This window comes from Frankia nepalensis, from assembly GCF_016786325.1.
Classification (GTDB): domain Bacteria; phylum Actinomycetota; class Actinomycetes; order Frankiales; family Frankiaceae; genus Pseudofrankia; species Pseudofrankia nepalensis.
Genome location: NZ_JADWYU010000202.1, coordinates 31,834 through 49,531, shown reverse-complemented (window position 1 = coordinate 49,531; position 17,698 = coordinate 31,834). Strand labels below are relative to the sequence as shown.

General features: G+C 73.5%; 20 protein-coding genes. 5 read left to right on the top strand and 15 right to left on the bottom strand.

The features are described 5' to 3' along the window. Window positions 1–102: 102 nt before the first annotated feature. Together I6A81_RS46365 and I6A81_RS31710 are read right to left on the bottom strand one after the other, a co-directional pair. Complete coding sequence (locus tag I6A81_RS46365) at window positions 103–177, bottom strand: 50S ribosomal protein bL37 (protein WP_369299096.1); 75 nt, start codon at window positions 175–177, stop codon at window positions 103–105. Then, window positions 158–961, bottom strand: coding sequence for a DUF5317 domain-containing protein (locus tag I6A81_RS31710; protein WP_203004867.1), 804 nt, complete (start codon window positions 959–961; stop codon window positions 158–160). Before I6A81_RS31710 ends, I6A81_RS46365 begins: the two co-directional genes overlap by 20 nt. 404 nt (window positions 962–1,365) lie before the next feature. Here I6A81_RS31710 and I6A81_RS31705 point away from each other — a divergent pair, with 404 nt between their 5' ends. Further along, window positions 1,366–1,599: a biotin/lipoyl-binding carrier protein gene (locus I6A81_RS31705; RefSeq protein ID WP_407661411.1), complete on the top strand. Its 234-nt coding sequence runs from the start codon at window positions 1,366–1,368 to the stop codon at window positions 1,597–1,599. Window positions 1,600–1,653: 54 nt separating this feature from the next. Here I6A81_RS31705 and bsaP read toward each other — a convergent pair whose 3' ends face one another. The 4 genes from bsaP to I6A81_RS31685 form a co-directional block, all read right to left on the bottom strand. Continuing rightward, on the bottom strand, window positions 1,654–1,884 hold the full coding sequence (gene bsaP, locus I6A81_RS31700; protein ID WP_203004869.1) for a biotin synthase auxiliary protein BsaP: 231 nt from the start codon (window positions 1,882–1,884) through the stop codon (window positions 1,654–1,656). 24 nt (window positions 1,885–1,908) lie between these two features. Next, entirely contained in the window at window positions 1,909–2,949 is a 1,041-nt protein-coding gene (gene bioB / locus I6A81_RS31695; protein WP_203004870.1) for a biotin synthase BioB, read from the bottom strand. Window positions 2,950–3,183: 234 nt separating this feature from the next. Then, the gene (gene bioD, locus I6A81_RS31690; RefSeq protein WP_203004871.1) at window positions 3,184–3,900 is read right to left on the bottom strand and encodes a dethiobiotin synthase; all 717 of its coding nucleotides are present in this window, start codon (window positions 3,898–3,900) and stop codon (window positions 3,184–3,186) included. Beyond that, entirely contained in the window at window positions 3,897–5,117 is a 1,221-nt protein-coding gene (locus tag I6A81_RS31685; protein ID WP_407661409.1) for an 8-amino-7-oxononanoate synthase, read from the bottom strand. Before I6A81_RS31685 ends, bioD begins: the two co-directional genes overlap by 4 nt. A gap of 270 nt (window positions 5,118–5,387) precedes the next feature. Between I6A81_RS31685 and I6A81_RS31680 the strand changes: the two genes are divergently transcribed. Continuing rightward, window positions 5,388–6,845 carry a histidine kinase N-terminal domain-containing protein gene (locus I6A81_RS31680; protein WP_203004892.1) on the top strand — a complete coding sequence of 486 codons (1,458 nt, stop codon included), beginning with the start codon at window positions 5,388–5,390 and terminating at the stop codon, window positions 6,843–6,845. A gap of 523 nt (window positions 6,846–7,368) precedes the next feature. Here I6A81_RS31680 and I6A81_RS31675 read toward each other — a convergent pair. Continuing rightward, window positions 7,369–7,614 carry a WhiB family transcriptional regulator gene (locus I6A81_RS31675; RefSeq protein ID WP_203004872.1) on the bottom strand — a complete coding sequence of 82 codons (246 nt, stop codon included), beginning with the start codon at window positions 7,612–7,614 and terminating at the stop codon, window positions 7,369–7,371. Between the two features lie 704 nt (window positions 7,615–8,318). Here I6A81_RS31675 and I6A81_RS31670 point away from each other — a divergent pair. Then, window positions 8,319–9,038 carry a glycerophosphodiester phosphodiesterase gene (locus I6A81_RS31670; RefSeq protein ID WP_203004873.1) on the top strand — a complete coding sequence of 240 codons (720 nt, stop codon included), beginning with the start codon at window positions 8,319–8,321 and terminating at the stop codon, window positions 9,036–9,038. A 243-nt stretch (window positions 9,039–9,281) separates the two neighbouring features. Here I6A81_RS31670 and I6A81_RS31665 read toward each other — a convergent pair whose 3' ends face one another. Continuing rightward, window positions 9,282–10,277: a diacylglycerol/lipid kinase family protein gene (locus tag I6A81_RS31665; RefSeq protein ID WP_203004874.1), complete on the bottom strand. Its 996-nt coding sequence runs from the start codon at window positions 10,275–10,277 to the stop codon at window positions 9,282–9,284. Between the two features lie 203 nt (window positions 10,278–10,480). Between I6A81_RS31665 and I6A81_RS31660 the strand changes: the two genes are divergently transcribed. Further along, the gene (locus I6A81_RS31660) at window positions 10,481–10,990 is read left to right on the top strand and encodes a hypothetical protein (RefSeq protein WP_203004875.1); all 510 of its coding nucleotides are present in this window, start codon (window positions 10,481–10,483) and stop codon (window positions 10,988–10,990) included. Between the two features lie 48 nt (window positions 10,991–11,038). On the opposite strand, the gene I6A81_RS31655 is transcribed toward I6A81_RS31660, so the two are convergent. The 4 genes from I6A81_RS31655 to sodN form a co-directional block, all read right to left on the bottom strand. Then, window positions 11,039–12,142, bottom strand: coding sequence for a SigB/SigF/SigG family RNA polymerase sigma factor (locus I6A81_RS31655; RefSeq protein WP_203004876.1), 1,104 nt, complete (start codon window positions 12,140–12,142; stop codon window positions 11,039–11,041). After that, entirely contained in the window at window positions 12,139–12,666 is a 528-nt protein-coding gene (locus tag I6A81_RS31650; RefSeq protein WP_203004877.1) for an ATP-binding protein, read from the bottom strand. The genes I6A81_RS31655 and I6A81_RS31650 overlap by 4 nt, the downstream gene beginning before the upstream one ends. Window positions 12,667–13,183: 517 nt before the next feature. After that, window positions 13,184–13,693, bottom strand: coding sequence for a GNAT family N-acetyltransferase (locus I6A81_RS31645; RefSeq protein WP_203004878.1), 510 nt, complete (start codon window positions 13,691–13,693; stop codon window positions 13,184–13,186). A 360-nt stretch (window positions 13,694–14,053) separates the two neighbouring features. After that, window positions 14,054–14,452, bottom strand: coding sequence for a superoxide dismutase, Ni (gene sodN, locus I6A81_RS31640; protein ID WP_203004879.1), 399 nt, complete (start codon window positions 14,450–14,452; stop codon window positions 14,054–14,056). A 145-nt stretch (window positions 14,453–14,597) separates the two neighbouring features. Between sodN and I6A81_RS45180 the strand changes: the two genes are divergently transcribed. Further along, complete coding sequence (locus tag I6A81_RS45180) at window positions 14,598–14,924, top strand: S24/S26 family peptidase (RefSeq protein WP_307875047.1); 327 nt, start codon at window positions 14,598–14,600, stop codon at window positions 14,922–14,924. Here the strand turns inward: I6A81_RS45180 and rfbC are convergent. The 3 genes from rfbC to I6A81_RS31620 all read right to left on the bottom strand — a co-directional run bounded on the left by rfbC (window position 14,885) and on the right by I6A81_RS31620 (window position 17,429). Beyond that, window positions 14,885–15,502 (bottom strand): dTDP-4-dehydrorhamnose 3,5-epimerase, encoded by a 618-nt coding sequence (gene rfbC, locus I6A81_RS31630; RefSeq protein ID WP_203004881.1) that lies wholly within the window; start codon window positions 15,500–15,502, stop codon window positions 14,885–14,887. The two genes, I6A81_RS45180 and rfbC, sit on opposite strands and share 40 nt — an antisense overlap. 212 nt (window positions 15,503–15,714) lie before the next feature. Then, entirely contained in the window at window positions 15,715–16,509 is a 795-nt protein-coding gene (locus I6A81_RS31625; RefSeq protein WP_407661408.1) for an amino acid ABC transporter ATP-binding protein, read from the bottom strand. A gap of 14 nt (window positions 16,510–16,523) precedes the next feature. Then, a complete protein-coding gene (locus I6A81_RS31620; RefSeq protein WP_307875046.1) occupies window positions 16,524–17,429 on the bottom strand; it encodes an amino acid ABC transporter permease in 906 nt (301 codons plus the stop codon). Between the last annotated feature and the right edge of the window lie 269 nt (window positions 17,430–17,698).

The window sequence follows — 17,698 nt, the reverse complement described above, 5'->3', positions numbered from 1 at the left end:
GGCGGGCGCGCGGGGGGCCCCCCGCGATCCCCCGATGCTGCCGTGGGAGGTCCGGGTCGCCCCTGGGCGACCTTGAGCCGACCGCCCCTTGAGCCGACCGCCTCAGGTGTTCGGGCGCTTACCGTGGTTGGCCTTGCTCTTCGCGCGAGCGCGCCGCTTACGCTTCTTCTTCGCCATGCCGCGACCTCCTTCCCGGTTCGTCGTCTGCTCCGGCGGTCATCGTGCCACGCTGGGCGGTGGTGGTGACGCCGGCGCCGGCCTCGGTGGGCGCGGCCGCCCCGTTCCCGGCCGGGAGCGCGGCCACCGCCCGGCGCCGCGGGGCGCCCGGTGCCGCGCCCGGATCATCCCGCTCGCCCGGCCCGCCCTGGTCGTCGAGGTCGTCCGGCGTGGCGTCCAGCCGCCGCTGGCGGCGGCGGTAGCGCTGGGCCCGGCGGGCGCGCAGCGTCCGGCTCGCGCGCACGGGCGCCAGCGCCGCGAACAGCCCGACCCCCGACGCGATCAGCACGTCTCCGACGCTGAGCACGGCGGGCGCCACCCAGAACGGGAACGGGATCACGTCGCCGAGCGGGCGCAGCCGAGTGTCAGACCCGGCGGCCACGTGGCCGGAGTCCGTCGTGTGGCTCTGGTCCAGGCCGGCCGAGCTGACCGCGGCGGTCGAGACCGGCATCCGGCCGTCGTTCGCGCCGATCACGACCGCGTTCAGCGCCAGCCCGACGAACATCAGGAACAGCCCCGGGATCCGCCGGTTCGCGGCGGACAGGGCGGCGGCGAGCACGGTGGCGGCGATCCAGCCGGCGGTCCGCAGGTCCTGGACCACGGCGGCGACGAGCAGGGCGGCGACGATGCCCGCGGCCAGCCAGGGCAGGCGCACCCGCACCCGGCCCAACGCGTCGAGAGTCCCGCCGCGGATCCGGGCGACCAGCAGGCCGACGAGCAGGGCGAGGACGAGAAGAACGAACACATCCGTAGTGTGCCGGGGCACGCGCGGCGCGCCCCGGGGTCCCTTCCGGATCGGCGACCGGGCACCGTGGCTTCGCCGGTCCCGGGGCGGGAACTCTGGGGCCCCGGCGCGATGGGGCCCGCGCGCGTGGCCGGAGCACGCGCGGCCGGGATGCGCGTGCTCCGGGGCCGGTCACGTGGCCGCGCCGGCGTCGAGGCGGTGTCGAGCCGGCGTCGTCGCGGCCGCCACCGAAGGCGCGTCCGCCACACCGGGGTGAGGGTCGGATGCGCGCGGGTGGCTGGCATTACGCTTGCAGCGGATCGAGGGCCGGCGGCCCGCCCAGGCAACCGGAGATCTCCGGCCGTGCGTGCCGCGCACCATGCCCCTGAAGGTGCGCCATGCGCACCGTGGCCCCAGTCGAAGGGATGGCCATGGCAGAGGAAGTCCGCGCCGAGATGGTCGCGAACGTCTGGAAGGTCGTCGTCGGGGTGGGTGACTCCATCGCGGCCGGGGACGCCCTGGTGATCCTCGACTCGATGAAGATGGAGATCCCGGTCATCAGCGAAGACGGCGGGCGAGTCGCTGAGATCGCGGTGCGCGAGGGCGACGTCGTCCAGGACGGCGACCTCATCGCGATCGTCGAGCCTGCCCCCGCCTGATCTCTCGATCCCGCGGGGCCCTGCGCGGTTCGCGCCGGGCCCCGCGGGGCACCGTCAGCCGATGCTGGCGCCGTGCTCGGCGCAGTGGGCGGTCCAGCCGGTCGGGACGACCTGGACGACCAGCCGCCGTCGGCAGGCGGGGCAGTAGCGCGGCGGCTCCAGCGCCCTTGCCCGCGCGCAGCCGTCATGGGTGCCGGTGGCGGCGGGCTCGCCGCACCGGTCGCAGTAGCGCGGCTCGGCCCGCGTCGCGCCCGGCGTCACCGCGCCGTCGTGGGGGGCTGTCACCTGAGCCTCCTGATCTTCCCCGGCCTAGAGGGTCGCCTGGAGGGATTTGATCGGCATCGACAGGCGGTCGAGCATCGCCAGGTCGACGTCGGGGGACTGGCCGAGCGTCGTCAGGTAGTTGCCGACGATCACCGCGTTGATGCCGCCCAGCATGCCCTGGTCGGCCAGGTCGCCAAGGGTGATCTCGCGGCCGCCCGCGTAGCGCAGGATCGTGCGCGGCAGCGCCAGCCGGAACGCGGCGATCGTGCGCAGCGCCTCCCGCGGCTCCAGCGCCGGCAGGTCACCGAACGGCGTCCCCGGCCGCGGGTTGAGGAAGTTCAGCGGCACCTCGTCGGGCTCCAGGGCGGCGAGCTGCGCGGCGAGCTCCGCGCGCTGCGCGAGGCTCTCGCCGACCCCGATGATCGCGCCGCAGCACAGCTCCATCCCGGCGGCACGCACCAGCTCGCAGGTCTCGAGCCGCTCGTCCCAGGTGTGGGTGGTGACCACGTTCGGGAAGTGCGAGCGGGCCGTCTCCAGGTTGTGGTTGTAACGGTGCACGCCCATGGCGGCCAGCTCGTCGACCTGCTCCTGGGTGAGCATGCCGAGCGAGCACGCGACGTTGATGTCGACCGCGGCGCGGATCGCCGCGACGCCCTCGCGGACCTGCGCCATCAGCCGGGCGTCCGGCCCGCGCACGGCCGCCACGATGCAGAACTCGGTCGCGCCGGTCGCCGCCGTCGCCTTCGCCGCCTCGACCAGGCTCGGGACGTCCAGCCACGCGGAACGTACCGGTGAGTCGAAGCGGCCGGACTGCGAGCAGAAGTGGCAGTCCTCGGGGCAGCCGCCGGTCTTCAGACTGACGATGCCCTCCACCTCGACCTCCGGGCCGCACCAGCGCATCCGCACCTCGTGCGCGAGCGCGAGCAGCTCGGGCAGGGCCTCGTCCGGCAGCGACAGGACCGCCAGCACCTGCCGCTCGTCCAGCCCGCGCCCCTCGACCAGGGCCTGCTGGCGGGCGGCGGCGAGCAGCTCGGCGGGGTCGGTGGCGGCCTCGGCCGGGCTGGTGGTGGTCACGGGTGGGGTCACGGTTTAGCTCCAGCCGCCGGAACCGGCAATCGGGTATGGATGCGTCATCGTCAGAGTCAGGTAGGTATCAGGTAGGTAGATGTCTCGGGAGGTAGGTGTCGTCGACACAGGCCCGCTCATTGTCGGACCCTGGCCGCTCGCGGCGCTCGCATCCGGGACGTGGTCTGTGGCACGCGGTGGGCCGTCCCCGGCCGGGAGCAGCACCTCTGCCCAGCGCGTCCCACGGGACGCGTGTTAGTCCGGATGACGGGAACGGAAGGCCGCCGCGTCGAAGGTGCCGCCCAGCGACGGCGCCAGCGAGCGGCGCGCGACGTCGCGGAACGAGGCGCGGTCGAGCAGGCCGGCGCCGGCCGGGAGCGCGCCGGCCAGCGGCCGCCCGGCGATCGTCTCCAGGTCGGTGAGGTTCGCCCGCTCCGCGAGCCCGGGGGCCGCCGGCCAGGAGCCGATCACGACCCCGGCCGGCTCCAGGCCGCGGTGGGCCAGCGCCTCGAGGGTCAGCGCCGTGTCGCTCAGGGTGCCCAGCGCCGGTCGCGCGACGACCAGCACGGGGGCGCGCAGCAGCCGTGCCAGGTCGGCCAGCGTCGCGCCGTCGTCGTCGTAGCGGACCAGCAGCCCACCGGCGCCCTCGACCAGCACCAGGCTCCGTTCGGCCACCAGCTTGGCCACGGTGTCCGCCACGGCCACCAGGTCGAGCGGGGCGAGCCCGGCGCGCCGGGCGGCGGTCGCCGGGGCCAGCGGCTCCGGATAGCGGGCCAGCTCGTGGACGTCCGTGACGCCGGTCAGGTCACGGACGAGGTCCACGTCGCCGAGCTCGCCCGGCCCGACGCCGGTCTGCGCCGGCTTGACGACCGCGACCGACGCACCCCGGCCGGCCGCGAGCGCCGCGACCGCGGCCGTGACGACGGTCTTGCCGACCTCCGTCCCGGTGCCGGTGACGACGAGGACGCTCATGCCCGCGCGGCCCCTGGGCCGCCCGTCCCGCCCGTCCCGCTCGCCCCGGCCGCGCCGCCGACGGCGGCGGCCAGCGCGGTGGCGAACAGCGCTACGTCGCCGTCGGTGAGGTCGGCGCGGGCGGACAGCCGCAGCCGGCTCGTCCCGGGCGGGACCGTCGGCGGGCGGAAGCAGCCGACGGCGACGCCGTGCTCCCGGCAGGTGGCCGCGGCCGCCACCGCCCGCTCCGGCGCGCCGAGCACGACGGAGACGACCGCGGCGGCGGGTTCCGGCGCGCCCGCCAGCAGCGCCAGCTCGCGCGCCCGCGCGCGGGAACTGGCGGCGAGCCCCGGGTCGGCGACGAGCAGCCGCAAGGCGCCCAGCGCGGCACCGGCGGCGGCCGGCGCGAGGCCCGTGTCGAAGATGAACGTGCGGGCCGTGTCGATCAGGTGGTCGCGGACCTCGACCGGGCCGAGCACCGCCCCGCCCTGGCTGCCCAGGGACTTCGAGAGGGTGACGGTGGCGATCACATCGGGCTCGCCGGCGAGCCCGGCGGCCGCGGCGGCCCCTCGCCCGCCCGGGCCGACCACGCCGAGCGCGTGCGCCTCGTCCACGAGCAGCACCGCGCCGTGGCGGCGGGCGACCGCGTGCAGCCCGGCGAGCGGGGCGAGGTCGCCGTCGGCGGAGAACACCGAGTCGGTGACGACCAGGGCGCGCCGGTAGGACCGGTACGCGAGCGCCTCGTCGACGGCGGCGAGGTCCAGATGGGGCACGATCGCGACCTCGGCGCGCGAGAGCCGGCAGGCGTCGACGATCGAGGCGTGGTTGCGCTCGTCGGACACCACGAGGTCGCCGGCGCGGACGAGGGCCGTGACCACCCCGAGGTTGGCCGCGTAGCCGGACGCGAACACCAGCCCGGCGGCGAACCCGGTATGCGCCGCCAGCGCGTCCTCCAGCTCGGCGTGCAGCTCGGTCGAGCCGGTCACCAGCCGGCTGCCGGTAGAGCCGGCGCCCCAGGTACGCAGCGCCGCGACGCCGGCCTCGATGACCGCCGGATGGCGGGACAGCCCCAGATAGTCGTTGCCGGCGAGATCGAGGCGAACCTGGGAATCCACCGCCGGACGGGGCCGCACCGAGCGACGCAGCCCTGCCTCACGCCGCGCCCGCGCGTTCGCGTCCAGCCAGGTGAGCGGGGCGGGCAGAGCGGGCGGGGCGGAGGCGCGCTGGTCCACGGTCACGTCCGCGACTGTATTCGCGCGATCCGGCGACGACCCGGGTGCTGTGAGCCACGGCGCCGCCGCGCGTGGGTCCGACGTGTTCCAGGCCCGCCTGGGCGGCGGTGGGGCCCGCCCGGACTCCCCACCCAGCTCCGCCCGCGGCGCGCTCGCGCTGGCCGCCGGCCGCGCCGAGGCCGGTCCGAGGCGGAGCCGGCGACCGGATGGGGGAGCTAGGTTGTTCAGGAGGCGGGTGCGTCTGGCAGTGTGCCTGCCGTGGGAACCCTCGCCGACATGCTGCGCGCGAGCACCGACCTGTCCGACGACGACATCGACCACCTGCACGCGCTCGTCGCCGACTGGGCACTGCTCGCCGACCTGTCCTTCGCGGACCTGCTGCTGCTCGTTCCCAGCCGGACCTCCAGCGCGCGGGCGGCCAAGGAGGGGCAGACGGAGTTCCTCGTCGTCGCCCAGGTGCGCCCGACCACGGGCCCGACGGCGTACCACAACGACGAGGTCGGCAGCGTCGTGATCAACCGCTGGGTGGTGCGCAACGCCTGGCGGGAGCACCGGATCGCCCGCGAGGGCGAGCCGGAGTGGGACGGTGGCGTGCCCGTGCGCACCGAGGCCATCCCGGTCCTCCACGGGGACAGGGTGATCGCCGTGCTCGCCCGGGACACCAACCTGGCGACGACGCGCACCCCGAGCGCGCTGGAGTCCGCCTACCTGCAGGGCGCGAACAACCTGGCGCTGATGATCGCCGAGGGGCTCTTCCCGTTCCGGGGGAGCTCGGCCGAGCTTCCCGAGGCCCCGCGGGTCGGTGACGGGATGGTGCGCCTGGACGGCGCCGGCAAGGTGATCTTCGCGAGCCCGAACGCGCTGTCGGCCTACCGCCGGCTGGGCTACACCGGCAACGTCACGGGCGAGGACCTGCGCTCGGTGCACCGGGCGCTGAACCTGCCGGCGACCACCCCGGCCGTGTGGCACGCGATCGGCCGGCGCCGGCCGGTGGAGGTGGAGCTGGCGGTCGGCAGCACCGTGGTCCTGCTGCGCGCGATCCCGCTCTTCCCCGGGCAGACCAGGGAGGTCCTGGTCCTCGTGCGGGACGTCTCGGAGCTGCGCCGCCGGGAGGCGCAGCTGCTGAGCAAGGACGCGACGATCCGGGAGATCCACCATCGGGTGAAGAACAACCTGCAGACGGTGGCGGCGTTGCTCCGGCTGCAGATGCGCCGGACGAAGGTCGACGAGGCCAGGGACGCGTTGCGGGAGTCGGTGCGCAGGGTGACCTCGATCGCGCTGGTCCACGAGACGCTCTCGCAGACGCTGGGCGAGTCGGTGCCGTTCGACGAGATCGCCGATCAGATCACCTCGGTGACGGTCGACCTCGCCACCACGGGGACGCGGGCGACGACCCGGCGAACCGGGTCGTTCGGAATGCTGTCCGGCGCGCTCGCCACGCCGCTGGCGCTTGTACTCTCCGAGCTTTTGCAGAATGCTGTCGAACATGCGTTCGATGGCTCCGCGGGCTCGATCGAGGTCCGGGTGTCGCGCACCGCGAGCCGACTCGACGTCGTGGTCGCCGACGACGGCGCCGGCCTTCCGGAGGACTTCCAGCTGGAGCACTCGCCGCGGCTTGGCCTGCAGATCGTCCGGCAGCTGGTCCTGGGGGAGATGCAGGGCACGATCCGACTTCAGGCGGGTGCCAAGCGCGGGACCGAGGCGCTGCTGTCGATCCCGCTTTCTTCAAGTTGAGTGTTTGGGCCTCCAGAAGCTGGGTATCACCCCTCGCGTGGAGTGTGTCCGCGTGAAGCCCAACCATCAGGGTCACGTCGTGTCACGCATCCACGACTCGCGCGTGCCGGCTCTGTTCGGCGCACCCGCCAACCCGGCCACCGCGGTCCGTCAGGTAGGCGTCACCCTCGGTGCTCGCGGTAACCCCGGACCTGCGTTGTCGCGTTCTGTGACCGTCCAGGCCCGCAAAACGGCATCGGCCGCTCTGTCCATGGCGCGCCAAAGTGAATCGGCGGCCATGCGGACAGAACGGCCGAAAGTGCCGTGGTCGCGGGCGCACATCACCAGTGCGCTCCGTGACAGGGGCACGGATGCATCGTCCGCTGGGCCGATCGGTGCTCCGCCCAGCGGGGTTCTTAGTATGCGGCCATGCCTGAACAAGGCTGGTGTTGTCTACCGGTGGTCCACCAGGGTGGACGTCGCGGTGCTGCCCGTCGCCGGGCCGAACGTGGGCCGGCGGGCCGGGCTAACCGGCGTGGCCGGCTCAGGCGGTACGGACTCGCAGCACCTGACGCTTGAGAGCGCGGCGCTCGTCCTCACTGAGGCCACCCCAGACGCCGGCGTCCTGGCCGGTCTCGAGGGCCCAGTTCAGGCAGTCGGAGGTGACGGCACACCGTCGGCAGACGGTTTTTGCCTCTTCGATCTGACGCTCGGCGGGTCCCGTGGTCCCGATGGGGAAGAAGAGCTCGGGGTCCTCGTCACGGCAGAGCGCTCTGTGGCGCCAGTCCATGCGTCCTACTCCCTCTGTCGTAGCGGGCGACACTGCACATGAGACGCGTTCGTGACTGTCGGGGTTGCGTCACGACTTGAGTGACCGAGCAGTTCCGCTCGGAGCGCCCCGTCTAGTCAACTGCGTGCAGGCGTGCGCCCGGGTGTATGTGGTCCATCCACCTCGGACATTCGCCACCCTCCCACCGGAACGGGCAGGGGCGCAAGAACCTGCAAGCGCCTTCACACCATCTCTGGCCTGCACTTGTCCGCCAAGGACACGGACGGACCACGATCGGATGCGCTCCGGATGACTAGTCCTGGCCGTTGGGATGCCTGCTGGCTATGGGCTGTTGGCTCCATCGGCCGGGTGTTGTCCAGATAGTCCGACTAGGCCATGTCGTCCCGGCCCGTCCGGATGTCATGCCAACCAGGCATCAGGCTCTGGCTGGTCCGAGCGGGCCGAAGCCCCGCTCGGGGCGCCCGTTGACGTAGCCTCGCGCGTCCGAGGAGCGCGTCCCGCGCCGCCGGGACACCGCCGGCGGGACGACCCGCCGTCCTCGATCCTCCGCCCCGCCTCCGACCGGGTGTGGACCGGGTGCCCTCGCCTGAGCGCCCACGCGGCGGCAAGGCGCCGAGGCCGGGCCGATCTGACTGCCGAGCAAAGACTCTTCCGGCGGTGCAGGATGGCGTCGGGCGAGGTCTGGCCGATCGGTGGGAGGCTCCATGGAGGTACTGGGTCATCGCGGCAGCCGGAATCCCGGGCCCGAGAACACGCCCCTGGCGGTCGAGGCGGCGTTAGCGGCGGGGGCCGACGGGATCGAGGTGGACATCCGGCGTACGGCCGACGGTGACCTCGTCTGCCTCCACGACCCTCGGCTGCCCCGGCTCGGCGGCCGCGCGGTCGTCCGGCGCTCCACCGCCGAACTGGTGGCCAAGGGCGTGCCGCTGCTGCATGACGTGCTCGACGCCTGGGGCGGTCGAGGGCGGATCATCATCGAGATCAAGAACCAGCCCGGCCAGCCGGACTTCGACGCGCCCCGGGAGGAGCGTGCCGCGCAACTGCTCGTCGAGCTGCTGCGCGCTCGCGGCCTCACCGGCCCCGAGGCGGGCGTGACCGTGTCGTCGTTCGACTGGTTCGCGATCGAACGGGTGCGGGCCGCCGACGTCGGGGTGCGCACCGCCTTCCTCACCATGCCGCGGATGGCGGTGACCGGGGGCCTGGCCTACGTCCGTTCGGCCGGCCACGCGGAGCTGCACGCCCACACGTCCGCCGTTCTCGCGGCCACCGACGCCGCCGCACGCGCCAGGGCGGCCGGGATCCGGCTGGTCACCTGGACGGTGACCAGCGAGCGGGCGGCGCTGCGCCTGCGCGAGGCCGGCGTCGACGCCATCATCTGCGACGCCCCCGCCGACATCGTCCGCGCCCTCAAGGCGCCCGCCTAGGGCGGTCGGCTCAAGGTCGCCCTCGGGGCGACCATCCGGACCTCCCAGACCGACTCCGCAAGCTCCGTCGATCCGGCAGGAACCCCGGCTCCGCCGTCGGGGCGCTGAGCGCCCCGACCGGACCTGGTCGGAGGCAGGACCTGGACGACCGGGGCCGGATCTGATCTGAGGTCGGGATCTTGGCTGAGTTTGTCGGGGAGTTCTGGGGCGACCTGGACCTCCCAGATCGACTTCGCTCCGGCGTCAGGCGATGACGCGCAGGGCGTCCGGGTGGGCGGTCAGCTCGACCTCGGTGTGTTCGCCGAGGTACTCGCCGTCCATCTGGAACGGGGCCGCCGGGGCGGCTGTCAGCCGGATGGTGGCGAGGTCATGCTCCAGGACGACGTTGCGGCCGCGCGGGCCACGATCGCCGATGAGCATCTGGCCGGTAGTGCGCAGCAGGCTTCCCAGCCGCAGCCTGCGCAGCCCCACCAGGTCGAGGCCGTCGCTGAAGGACGCCTCGGGGCAGGCGCGGACCGGCCGGTCGCCCAGGTAGGTCCAGGGCACGGTGTTGCACACGATCACGACCTCGGCCTCGCGGTTCGCGGGCCCGGCGGCCTCCTCGGTTCCGTCCGCCTCAGCCGCGTCCGCGGCCCTGGCGGCCGCCCGGTCGGGGTCGAGGTCCAGGCTGATCCGGGAGCGGTCGCGGCCGACGCCCAGGGCGTAGCGCGCCATCGCGCTGCGCAGGAAGAGCCCGGCGCTGTTCGGCCGGCCACCCGAACGCTTGCGCTCGACCCGGCCGACGACCTCCGCGTCCAGGCCCATCCCGGCGCAGAAGGTGAACCAGCGGGACTCGTCGGCCCAGCGGGCGTGGCCGAGGCCGACCCGGCGGGTCCTGCCCTCCCGCAGGTTGGCCAGCAGCTCTCCGGTCGCCTCGACGGGGGAGGCGGAATACCCCAGAGCCCTGGCGAAGACGTTGGTGCTTCCGCCGGGAACCACCGCGAGCGCCGGGCCGCCCGGGTTGGGACCACCTCGCAGCAGGCCGTTGGCCACCTCGTTGACGGTGCCGTCACCGCCGAGGCTGATCACGACGTCGATGCCGGTCTCGGTGGCGCGCTGGCCGAGCTCGGCGGCGTGACCGCGTCCCTTCGTGACGACGGTCTCGACGACGAGGTCCGCGGAGAGGGCCGAGACGAGGACCTCGCGGACCCGGTCCGTGGTAGTCGTCGCGGCGGGATTGACGACCAGGAGCCCACGCATGTCCCCACCGTAGTACCGTGTCGCTTTCCGGTGCTGGCATGCGGAATGTCTCACAATGACCGAACGAGCACCGAACGAGCACCCAAACGAGCAATGGAATGCCGGCGATGCTCTCTAATGCGATCGTCACCGCCTACCGAGCCCTGGGTCCTCGTCGGCGCCCGCGATCAGCTTGTGAGGCCGCCGCCCCGTAGGGTCTTGTCATGGGAACTGGCGAGTCTCCGGGCGCGGAGAAGCCGGGAGCGCGGGCCCGCAAGGCGCGTGCCCCGCGCACGGGGGCGCAGGAGGAGAAGCGGGCAGGCTCACCTGTCCGGGTGACGCTCGCGGCCTTCGCCGCCGCGCCGCGGGCGCTGGCGGCGGCGGCCGTTCTGGTCGCGGCGCAGGGACTGCTGCTCGTCGGACTCGGCGTCCTGCAGGTGGTTCGCGGCTTCGGGCGGGACATCGACGACCTCGGGCGGGCCGAGTTCGGCGGCGTGATCTCGCTGTTCGGCGGGGTGGTGGTGCTGGCGCTCGCGCGCACGCTCGTGGTCAACCGGGCCGCCTCGAAATCCCCGGTCATCGTGATCCAGCTGTTGTGCCTGCCGGTCGGCTGGGCCATGGCCGACAACGGCCTCTACGGCTACGGCATCCCGTTGTTGGTAGTGGCGGCCGCCATCCTCGGCCTGCTGGCCCTCAACGGCCTCCGCCACCGAGACGCCCCACCGACACCCTGATCCCGACGAAACGGCAGTGATCCCGCAAGCGACCTTGAGGCGACCGCCTCAGCCGTCCTCGAGCAGGCCGCGGCGCAGCTGGGCCAGGGTCCGTGCCAGCAGGCGCGAGACGTGCATCTGCGAGATCCCCAGCTCCGTGGCGATCTGGGACTGGGTCATGTTCCCGAAGAAGCGCAGCAGCAGGATGCGCTTCTCCCGCGGCGGGAGCTTCTCCAGCAGCGGCTTGAGCGACTCCCGGTACTCGACGCCTTCCAGGGACTCGTCCTGGACGCCCAGCGTGTCGGCGACGGCGGGGGCCTCGTCGTCGCCCGAGTCGGGCGCGTCCAGCGAGACAGCCGAGTACGCGTTGGCCGACTCGAGACCTTCGAGGACCTCTTCCTCGCTCATCTGGAGATGCGCGGCGATCTCGGCGACCGTCGGGGACCGGCCCAGGGACTGGGACAGCTCCGAGGTCGCCTTCGTCAGCGACAGCTTCAGCTCCTGGAGCCGGCGCGGCACCCGGATGGCCCAGCCCTTGTCGCGGAAGTGCCGCTTGATCTCGCCGACGATGGTCGGAGTCGCGTAGGTCGAGAACTCGACGCCACGTTCCGGGTCGAACCGGTCGACCGACTTGATCAGACCGATGGTGGCCACCTGGACGAGGTCGTCGAGGGGCTCGCCCCGGTTGCGGAACCGCCGGGCCAGGTACTCGACCAGCGGCAGGTGCATCCGGACCAGCTGGTCGCGGATCTCCGACCGCTCCTTGTCGCCCTCCGGAAGCTCCACCAGCCGGGCGAACAGCGCCCGGGCGTGGGCCCGGTCCGGCGAGCCGGCGCGGTCCAGGGTGTGCTCGTCGCGCTCCTCGGCGGCGGGCGCCTGCACGTCGGACCGCTCCACCTCAGGCCGCTCGGTGTCGGCGTTCCCGGCGCTGGCGCTCCCGGTGTCGGCGTTCCCGGTGTCGGGTCCGCCGTCCGGCTGGTCCGCGGGCGGTGGCTGGCTGGCCGTCGGCGCGGACGCCCTGGCTTCCGGCCGCGCCGACGGCTTCGCCGGGCCGTCGGAACGCCGGCCGCTCTCGGGCAGCTCGGGGAGGGCCTCGTCGGGCCCCCCGGCTCGCTGGCTCAACGTCGAGAACCGGTCCCTCGGGGTCGTCGGGGTCCGCCCTGACGACGTCATGGTGTCCCCACTGCGCCGAGCTTCGCGCCCAGCTCGGTCGGCTCGGCGCTGCGGCTGCGGACATGGCCGGCCGGCGGCTCGCCGAGATCGGCCCGGACACCGCGGCGTTTCGTCAGCTCGATGGTCACCCGCTGCCCGGGACCGGTGGAGCTGGACACCTCGCCGGCGAGCGCGTCCAGGACGGTCCAGGCGAACGTGTCCTTCGAGGGCGGCTCGCCGTCCAGGCTGTCCACCGAGACGGTGACGCGCATCAGGCCGGGGGAGAGCGTGAAGACGCACTCCAGCGGCGAGCCGGGAACGGCGGAGACCAGCAACAGCGCGGACGCCTCGTCCACGGCGATCCGCAGGTCCTCGATGTCGTCGAGGGTGAAGTCCAGGCGGGCTGCGAGCGACGCCGTCGCGGTACGCAGGACGGTGAGGTAGGCGCTGGCGGCCGGGAGGGTGAGCTGCACGACATCGCGCAGCCCGCCGCCGTGGACACCGCCGGAGCTGCCCGTGCCACCGGCCGAAGGCGTCGGATCCACGTTCTACCCCCAGTGACTGCGTCGTACCAGCGACGAGTTCGTCGCTGGCGGTGATTTGAGTTGTCCAGTCACGCCGGGCCGCGATCGCCCGACGGGACCCCTGGACACATCATCCGGCCCCGAGGCGGGCACGCCGCCGCGGGCATGCGGGTCGTCCACGCCCAGCCACCGGCTGGCCAACCCACGGCCGTCTGCCCGTGGCCGTCTGTCACCACGGACGTCGGTGATGTGATCAGGCACCCCCTTTCCGCGAGGGCCGGGACCGCGGGCCGGGCCACCTTCGTGGAAACCCAGCCGCGCGAACCGGCCGATGCCCGCCACGGTCACCGTCGAACGCCCGCCAGGCGGTGTCCGGCGACCGCCGTGAGCCGCTCGCTGCCCCCACGGTACCCATGCCCAGCGGGGTGGCGCAGGTCGGCTGATCAGAAAAATGTAGCCGCGGTGTTGTTGATGTCTTGTCAGCCCAGAGGGGTGGCCCGCGTCGCGTGTCCGTCAGGAGGAGGGCCTGTCCGTTCCGTCAGGAGGAGGGCCTGTCCGTGGCCGCGAGCGCGGCGATGCCCTCGGCGCCGAGCCGCCAGGTCGTCCAGCCCTCCTGGGGGGCGGCGCCGAGCGAGCGGTAGAAGGCCTGCGCCGGGGTGTTCCAGTCGAGGACGTCCCATTCCAGCCTCCGGTGGCCCCGCTCGGCCGCGAGGGCGGCGAGCCGGGCGAGCAGCGCCCGGCCGTGGCCGGCCCGCCGGTGCTCGACGGCGACGAACAGGTCGACGAGGAAGGCCCCCGTCCGTCCCGTCCAGGTCGAGAACGTCTCGTGCCAGATGGCGAAGCCGACCACCGGACCGGAGCCGTCGCCGGGCCGCTCGTCGCCCGCCGTGGCCACCAGCGCCGCCGCGGCCGGCCGGTCTCCGAACAGCCCATCGGCCAGGTCCGCCTCGGTCATCCTGACCGCGTCCGGCTCCCGCTCGTACTCGGCGAGCGCCCGCACCAGCCGCAGCAGCGCGGGAACGTCCTCCGGCTCAGCCGGCCGAATCATGTACCCCTCCAAGGTCCGACCCGGCCCCGCCGGGGCCGGAAACGAGAATGTCCCCGAGCGCACAGGCGCTCGGGGACATCCACAGCGGCGGCGAAACGGTCACGCCGCCGCCAACGCGGCCAGGAGTCAGCCGCGACTCCACTTCCGACCCAGGACTTCCCGGCCTTCCCCGGACGGAGGCCCAGGGTTCCTGCCGGATCGCCGAAGCTCGACGACGCCGCCAACATGACCAAGAGTCCGGGCCCAACTCCACTTCCGACCCCAGACATCCGGGGTGACCCCGGACGGAGGCTGGCGGGCGCGGAGCGTCCGCGGCCAGGCCGCGAGAGCGCGCTCAGCGCGCTTTCGAGCGGCCCGGCCTTAGGCGGCGGCCTTCGTCTCCCAGAAGATCTTGGCGATGTCGTCGATCAGGTCGATCAGCTTCTGGCCGTCGGCCGGGTCGACCGACCCCTTCGCGCCCGCCGCGCCGGCGGCCTTGGTGGCCTGCCAGAACAGGTCGTGCAGCTGCGGGTACTTCTCCAGGTGGTTCGGCTTGAAGTAGTCGGTCCAGAGCACCCACAGGTGGTGCTTGACCAGGTCGGCGCGCTCCTCCTTGATGGACAGGGCGCGCGAGCGGAAGACCGGGTCCTCGTTGCCCTGGTACTTCTCCTGGATGGCCTTGACTGACTGGGCCTCGACCCGGGCCTGGGCCGGGTCGTAGACGCCGCAGGGCAGGTCGCAGTGCGCGCTCACCCTGGTGGTGGGATGCAGCAGGCTCATGCCGCCGTCCTCTCCTCGTCCTCGCACGTGGGTCCGTCGTGGGGTACGGGTGGCGCGCGGCCGCGCGAACGGCCCGCGCCCGCGCTCCGCGGCGGCGGCGCGCGGGGTACCGGCCCGTGTCCCCACCTTCTGGCAACCTACCCCTGTGCGGCGGTCCATTCCTGTGCGGGCGGTCTCCGTCAGCGGTGCGTCGATGCGGCCAACGCTGCGTGACGGCGACGCCTGCCTGGTCTGGTGGGGCCGCCCACCCCGGCCGGGTGACGTGGTGGTCGCCCGGCTGCCCGCCGGGCGCGGGCTGGGGGTGAAACGGGCGGCCTTTCAGGACACGGACGGCACCTGGTGGCTGCGCTCCGACAACGTGGGGGTGGGCACCGACAGCGCCGCGTTCGGCATGGTCGCCGCGGAGGACGTGCTGGGCCGGGTGCTGCTGCGCTACTGGCCGCGGCCGGCCTGGCTGCGCAGGTCGGCGTAGAAGGCCAGGCAGTCGGCGTAGCTCGGCAGCAGCCCCGCGGCCTCGGCCTCCTTGAGCGTGGGGGCGGCGGCGTCCTTGTCGGACAGCAGCGGGTCCACGTCGGCTGGCCAGGGCAGGGCCAGGTCGGCGTCGAGTGGGTGCACGCCGTGCTCCCGTCCCGGGGTGTACGTGGCCGAGCACAGGTAGGACACCTGGGCTCCGTCGGTGAGCGCCAGGAACGCGTGCCCCAGGCCCTCGGCGAGGTAGAGCCCCTTGCGCTCGACGTCGTCGAGCACGACGGCGTCCCACTGGCCGAAGGTCGGTGAGCCGGCGCGGATGTCCACCACGCAGTCCAGCACGCGTCCGGACACGCAGGTGACGTACTTCGCCTGGCTGGGGGGCACGTCCGCGTAGTGCACGCCGCGCAGCGTTCCCGCCCTGCTGACGCTGTGGTTGGCCTGGGCGAGCCGGAGCGGGTGGCCGATCGCCTTCTCGAGCGCGTCCACGCGGAACCATTCGAGGAAGGTGCCGCGGCTGTCGGAGTGCTGGCGGGGTGTGAAGACCCATGCGTCCGGTACGGATAGTTCGGTGACGTCCACGCCGCGGACCGTACCGGGTATGCCCGCATGCCGGGCACCCAGGTCGGCGACGCGCCGAGCCGCTAGTCAGACCGTTAGCCGTGCCGTTCGCCGCCTGCCGCGGCCGGTGCCCGCCGCCGCCCGCGGCCGGGCCTCGAGAGCCGGGCCGCGGGCCGCGGCGCCTTGGATCACAACGCCTTGGATCACAGCGCCCTGGGCCGCGGCGCCCTGGGTCACAGCACCTTCGACAGGAACGACCTCGTCCGCTCGTGCTCGGGGCCGCCGAGGACCCGCGCGGGCGGGCCGCTCTCGACCACCTGCCCGCCGTCCATGAAGACGACGGAGTCGGCCACCTCGCGGGCGAAGCCCATCTCATGGGTGACGACGACCATCGTCATGCCATCGGCCGCGAGCGCCCGCATGATGTCGAGCACCTCGCCGACGAGCTCCGGGTCGAGCGCCGAGGTCGGCTCGTCGAACAGCATCAGCTTGGGGCGCATCGCGAGCGCCCGCGCGATCGCGACCCGCTGCTGCTGCCCGCCGGACAGCTGCGACGGGTAGGCGTCGCACCGGCTGCCGAGGCCGACCCGGTCCAGCAGGGCGCGGGCCCGCTCCTCGGCCGCGGAGCGCTTCTCCCCGCGGACCCGGATGGGGGCCTCGACGATGTTCTCCAGTGCCGTCATGTGGGCGAACAGGTTGAAGCGCTGGAAGACCATGCCGATGTCGGCGCGGCGGCGGGCGACCTCCCGCTCGCGCAGCTCGTACAGCCTGCCGTGGTGTTCCCGGTAGCCGACCAGCTCGCCGTCCACCCAGAGCCGGCCCGAGTCGATCTTCTCGAGGTGGTTGATGCAGCGCAGCATCGTCGTCTTGCCGGAGCCGGAGGGGCCGATGAGGCAGCACACCTCGCCGGGCTCGACGCGCAGGCTGACCCCGCGCAGGGCCTCGTGCCGGCCGAACGAGCGCCGGATGTTCTCGGCGAGCACCATCGGCTGGCTCGGCGCCGGCGCGGCCGGCGGCTGACTGGTCATCTGATCACCATTGCCTAGGTCCCGCTCTGGTCGCGCCGCGTCGGGCGGCCGGCCGCCAGGCGGTTGCGGCCCGCCGGGTCGTAGTACCGCTCCAGGTAGTACTGGCCGACGCTGAGGATCGAGGTGAACGCCAGGTACCAGATCGCGGCGACCAGCAGCAGCGGGATGATCCGGTAGTTGCGGCTGTAGACGATCTGGACGGCGTAGAGCAGCTCGGTGTAGGCGATGACGCTGACCAGGGACGTGGTCTTGAGCATCGAGATCGTCTCGTTGCCGGTCGGCGGGATGATGATTCTCATCGCCTGGGGCAGCACGATCCGGCGCAGCGTGAGCGCCCGCCCCATGCCCAGCGCGTGCGCGGCCTCCACCTGGCCCTCGTCGACGGCGTTGATGCCGGCCCGCACGATCTCGGCCATGTAGGCAGCCTCGTTGAGGCCCAGGCCGAGGACCGCCGCGCCCAGCAGCGGGACCAGCGTGTTGGCCTCGGCGGAGGCGAACTCGGGGCCGAACGGGATGCCGATGGACAGTTCCGGGTAGAGCGCCCCGATGTTTGCCCAGAACAGGATCTGGATCATCACCGGGGTACCGCGGAAGAACCACGTGTACGTCCAGGACACGCCGCGCAGGATCGGGTTCGGCGACAGCCGGAGCACGGCGACGAGCACCCCGCCGACGATGCCGACGGCCATCGCGTAGACCGTCAGGTAGAGCGTCGCCCACAGCCCGCGCAGCACCTGCTCGGTGAACAGGTACTCCCAGACGGTGCCCCAGTCGAACGCGTCGTTGGTGACCAGCGCGTTCGCCAGCATCGCCACCAGCACGGCGAGGACGGCGACCGTGAGCCAGCGCCCCGGGTGCCGCACCGGAACGGCCTTGATCGTCTCGGTCGACGGGCTGCCCGGCCCAGGGCCGGGCTCCACGGTGGGGCCGGGCTCCACGGTGGGGCCGGGCGTCGCGGTGGAGATGGCCGGGGGGGGGGGGGGGGCGCCCCCCCCCCCCACGGCGGAGCGGCGATGGTCGCCCCCTGGAACGTCCGTGAGAACCCGGCCGTGATCCTGACCTCGGATCGGGCCTGCCTCGGGCTTACGGGTTCTACCCGGGTTCCAGGGGGGTGGGGGGGCCCCCCCCCCCCCCCGCGGCGCGGCGCGGGGGGGCCCCCAGGGGGCCGAGTGCCCCCCCCCCGAAACAA

Excerpts from the sequence above, each read along its gene's own strand:
- I6A81_RS31705 (WP_407661411.1), top strand. The coding sequence starts at position 1,366 with ATGGCCATGGCAGAGGAAGTCCGCGCCGAGATGGTCGCGAACGTCTGG.
- bioD (WP_203004871.1), bottom strand. The coding sequence starts at position 3,900 with ATGAGCGTCCTCGTCGTCACCGGCACCGGGACGGAGGTCGGCAAGACC.
- I6A81_RS31680 (WP_203004892.1), top strand. The coding sequence starts at position 5,388 with ATGCTGCGCGCGAGCACCGACCTGTCCGACGACGACATCGACCACCTG.
- I6A81_RS31675 (WP_203004872.1), bottom strand. The coding sequence starts at position 7,614 with ATGGACTGGCGCCACAGAGCGCTCTGCCGTGACGAGGACCCCGAGCTC.
- I6A81_RS31670 (WP_203004873.1), top strand. The coding sequence starts at position 8,319 with ATGGAGGTACTGGGTCATCGCGGCAGCCGGAATCCCGGGCCCGAGAAC.
- I6A81_RS31665 (WP_203004874.1), bottom strand. The coding sequence starts at position 10,277 with ATGCGTGGGCTCCTGGTCGTCAATCCCGCCGCGACGACTACCACGGAC.
- I6A81_RS31660 (WP_203004875.1), top strand. The coding sequence starts at position 10,481 with ATGGGAACTGGCGAGTCTCCGGGCGCGGAGAAGCCGGGAGCGCGGGCC.
- I6A81_RS31655 (WP_203004876.1), bottom strand. The coding sequence starts at position 12,142 with ATGACGTCGTCAGGGCGGACCCCGACGACCCCGAGGGACCGGTTCTCG.
- I6A81_RS31645 (WP_203004878.1), bottom strand. The coding sequence starts at position 13,693 with ATGATTCGGCCGGCTGAGCCGGAGGACGTTCCCGCGCTGCTGCGGCTG.
- sodN (WP_203004879.1), bottom strand. The coding sequence starts at position 14,452 with ATGAGCCTGCTGCATCCCACCACCAGGGTGAGCGCGCACTGCGACCTG.
- I6A81_RS31625 (WP_407661408.1), bottom strand. The coding sequence starts at position 16,509 with ATGACCAGTCAGCCGCCGGCCGCGCCGGCGCCGAGCCAGCCGATGGTG.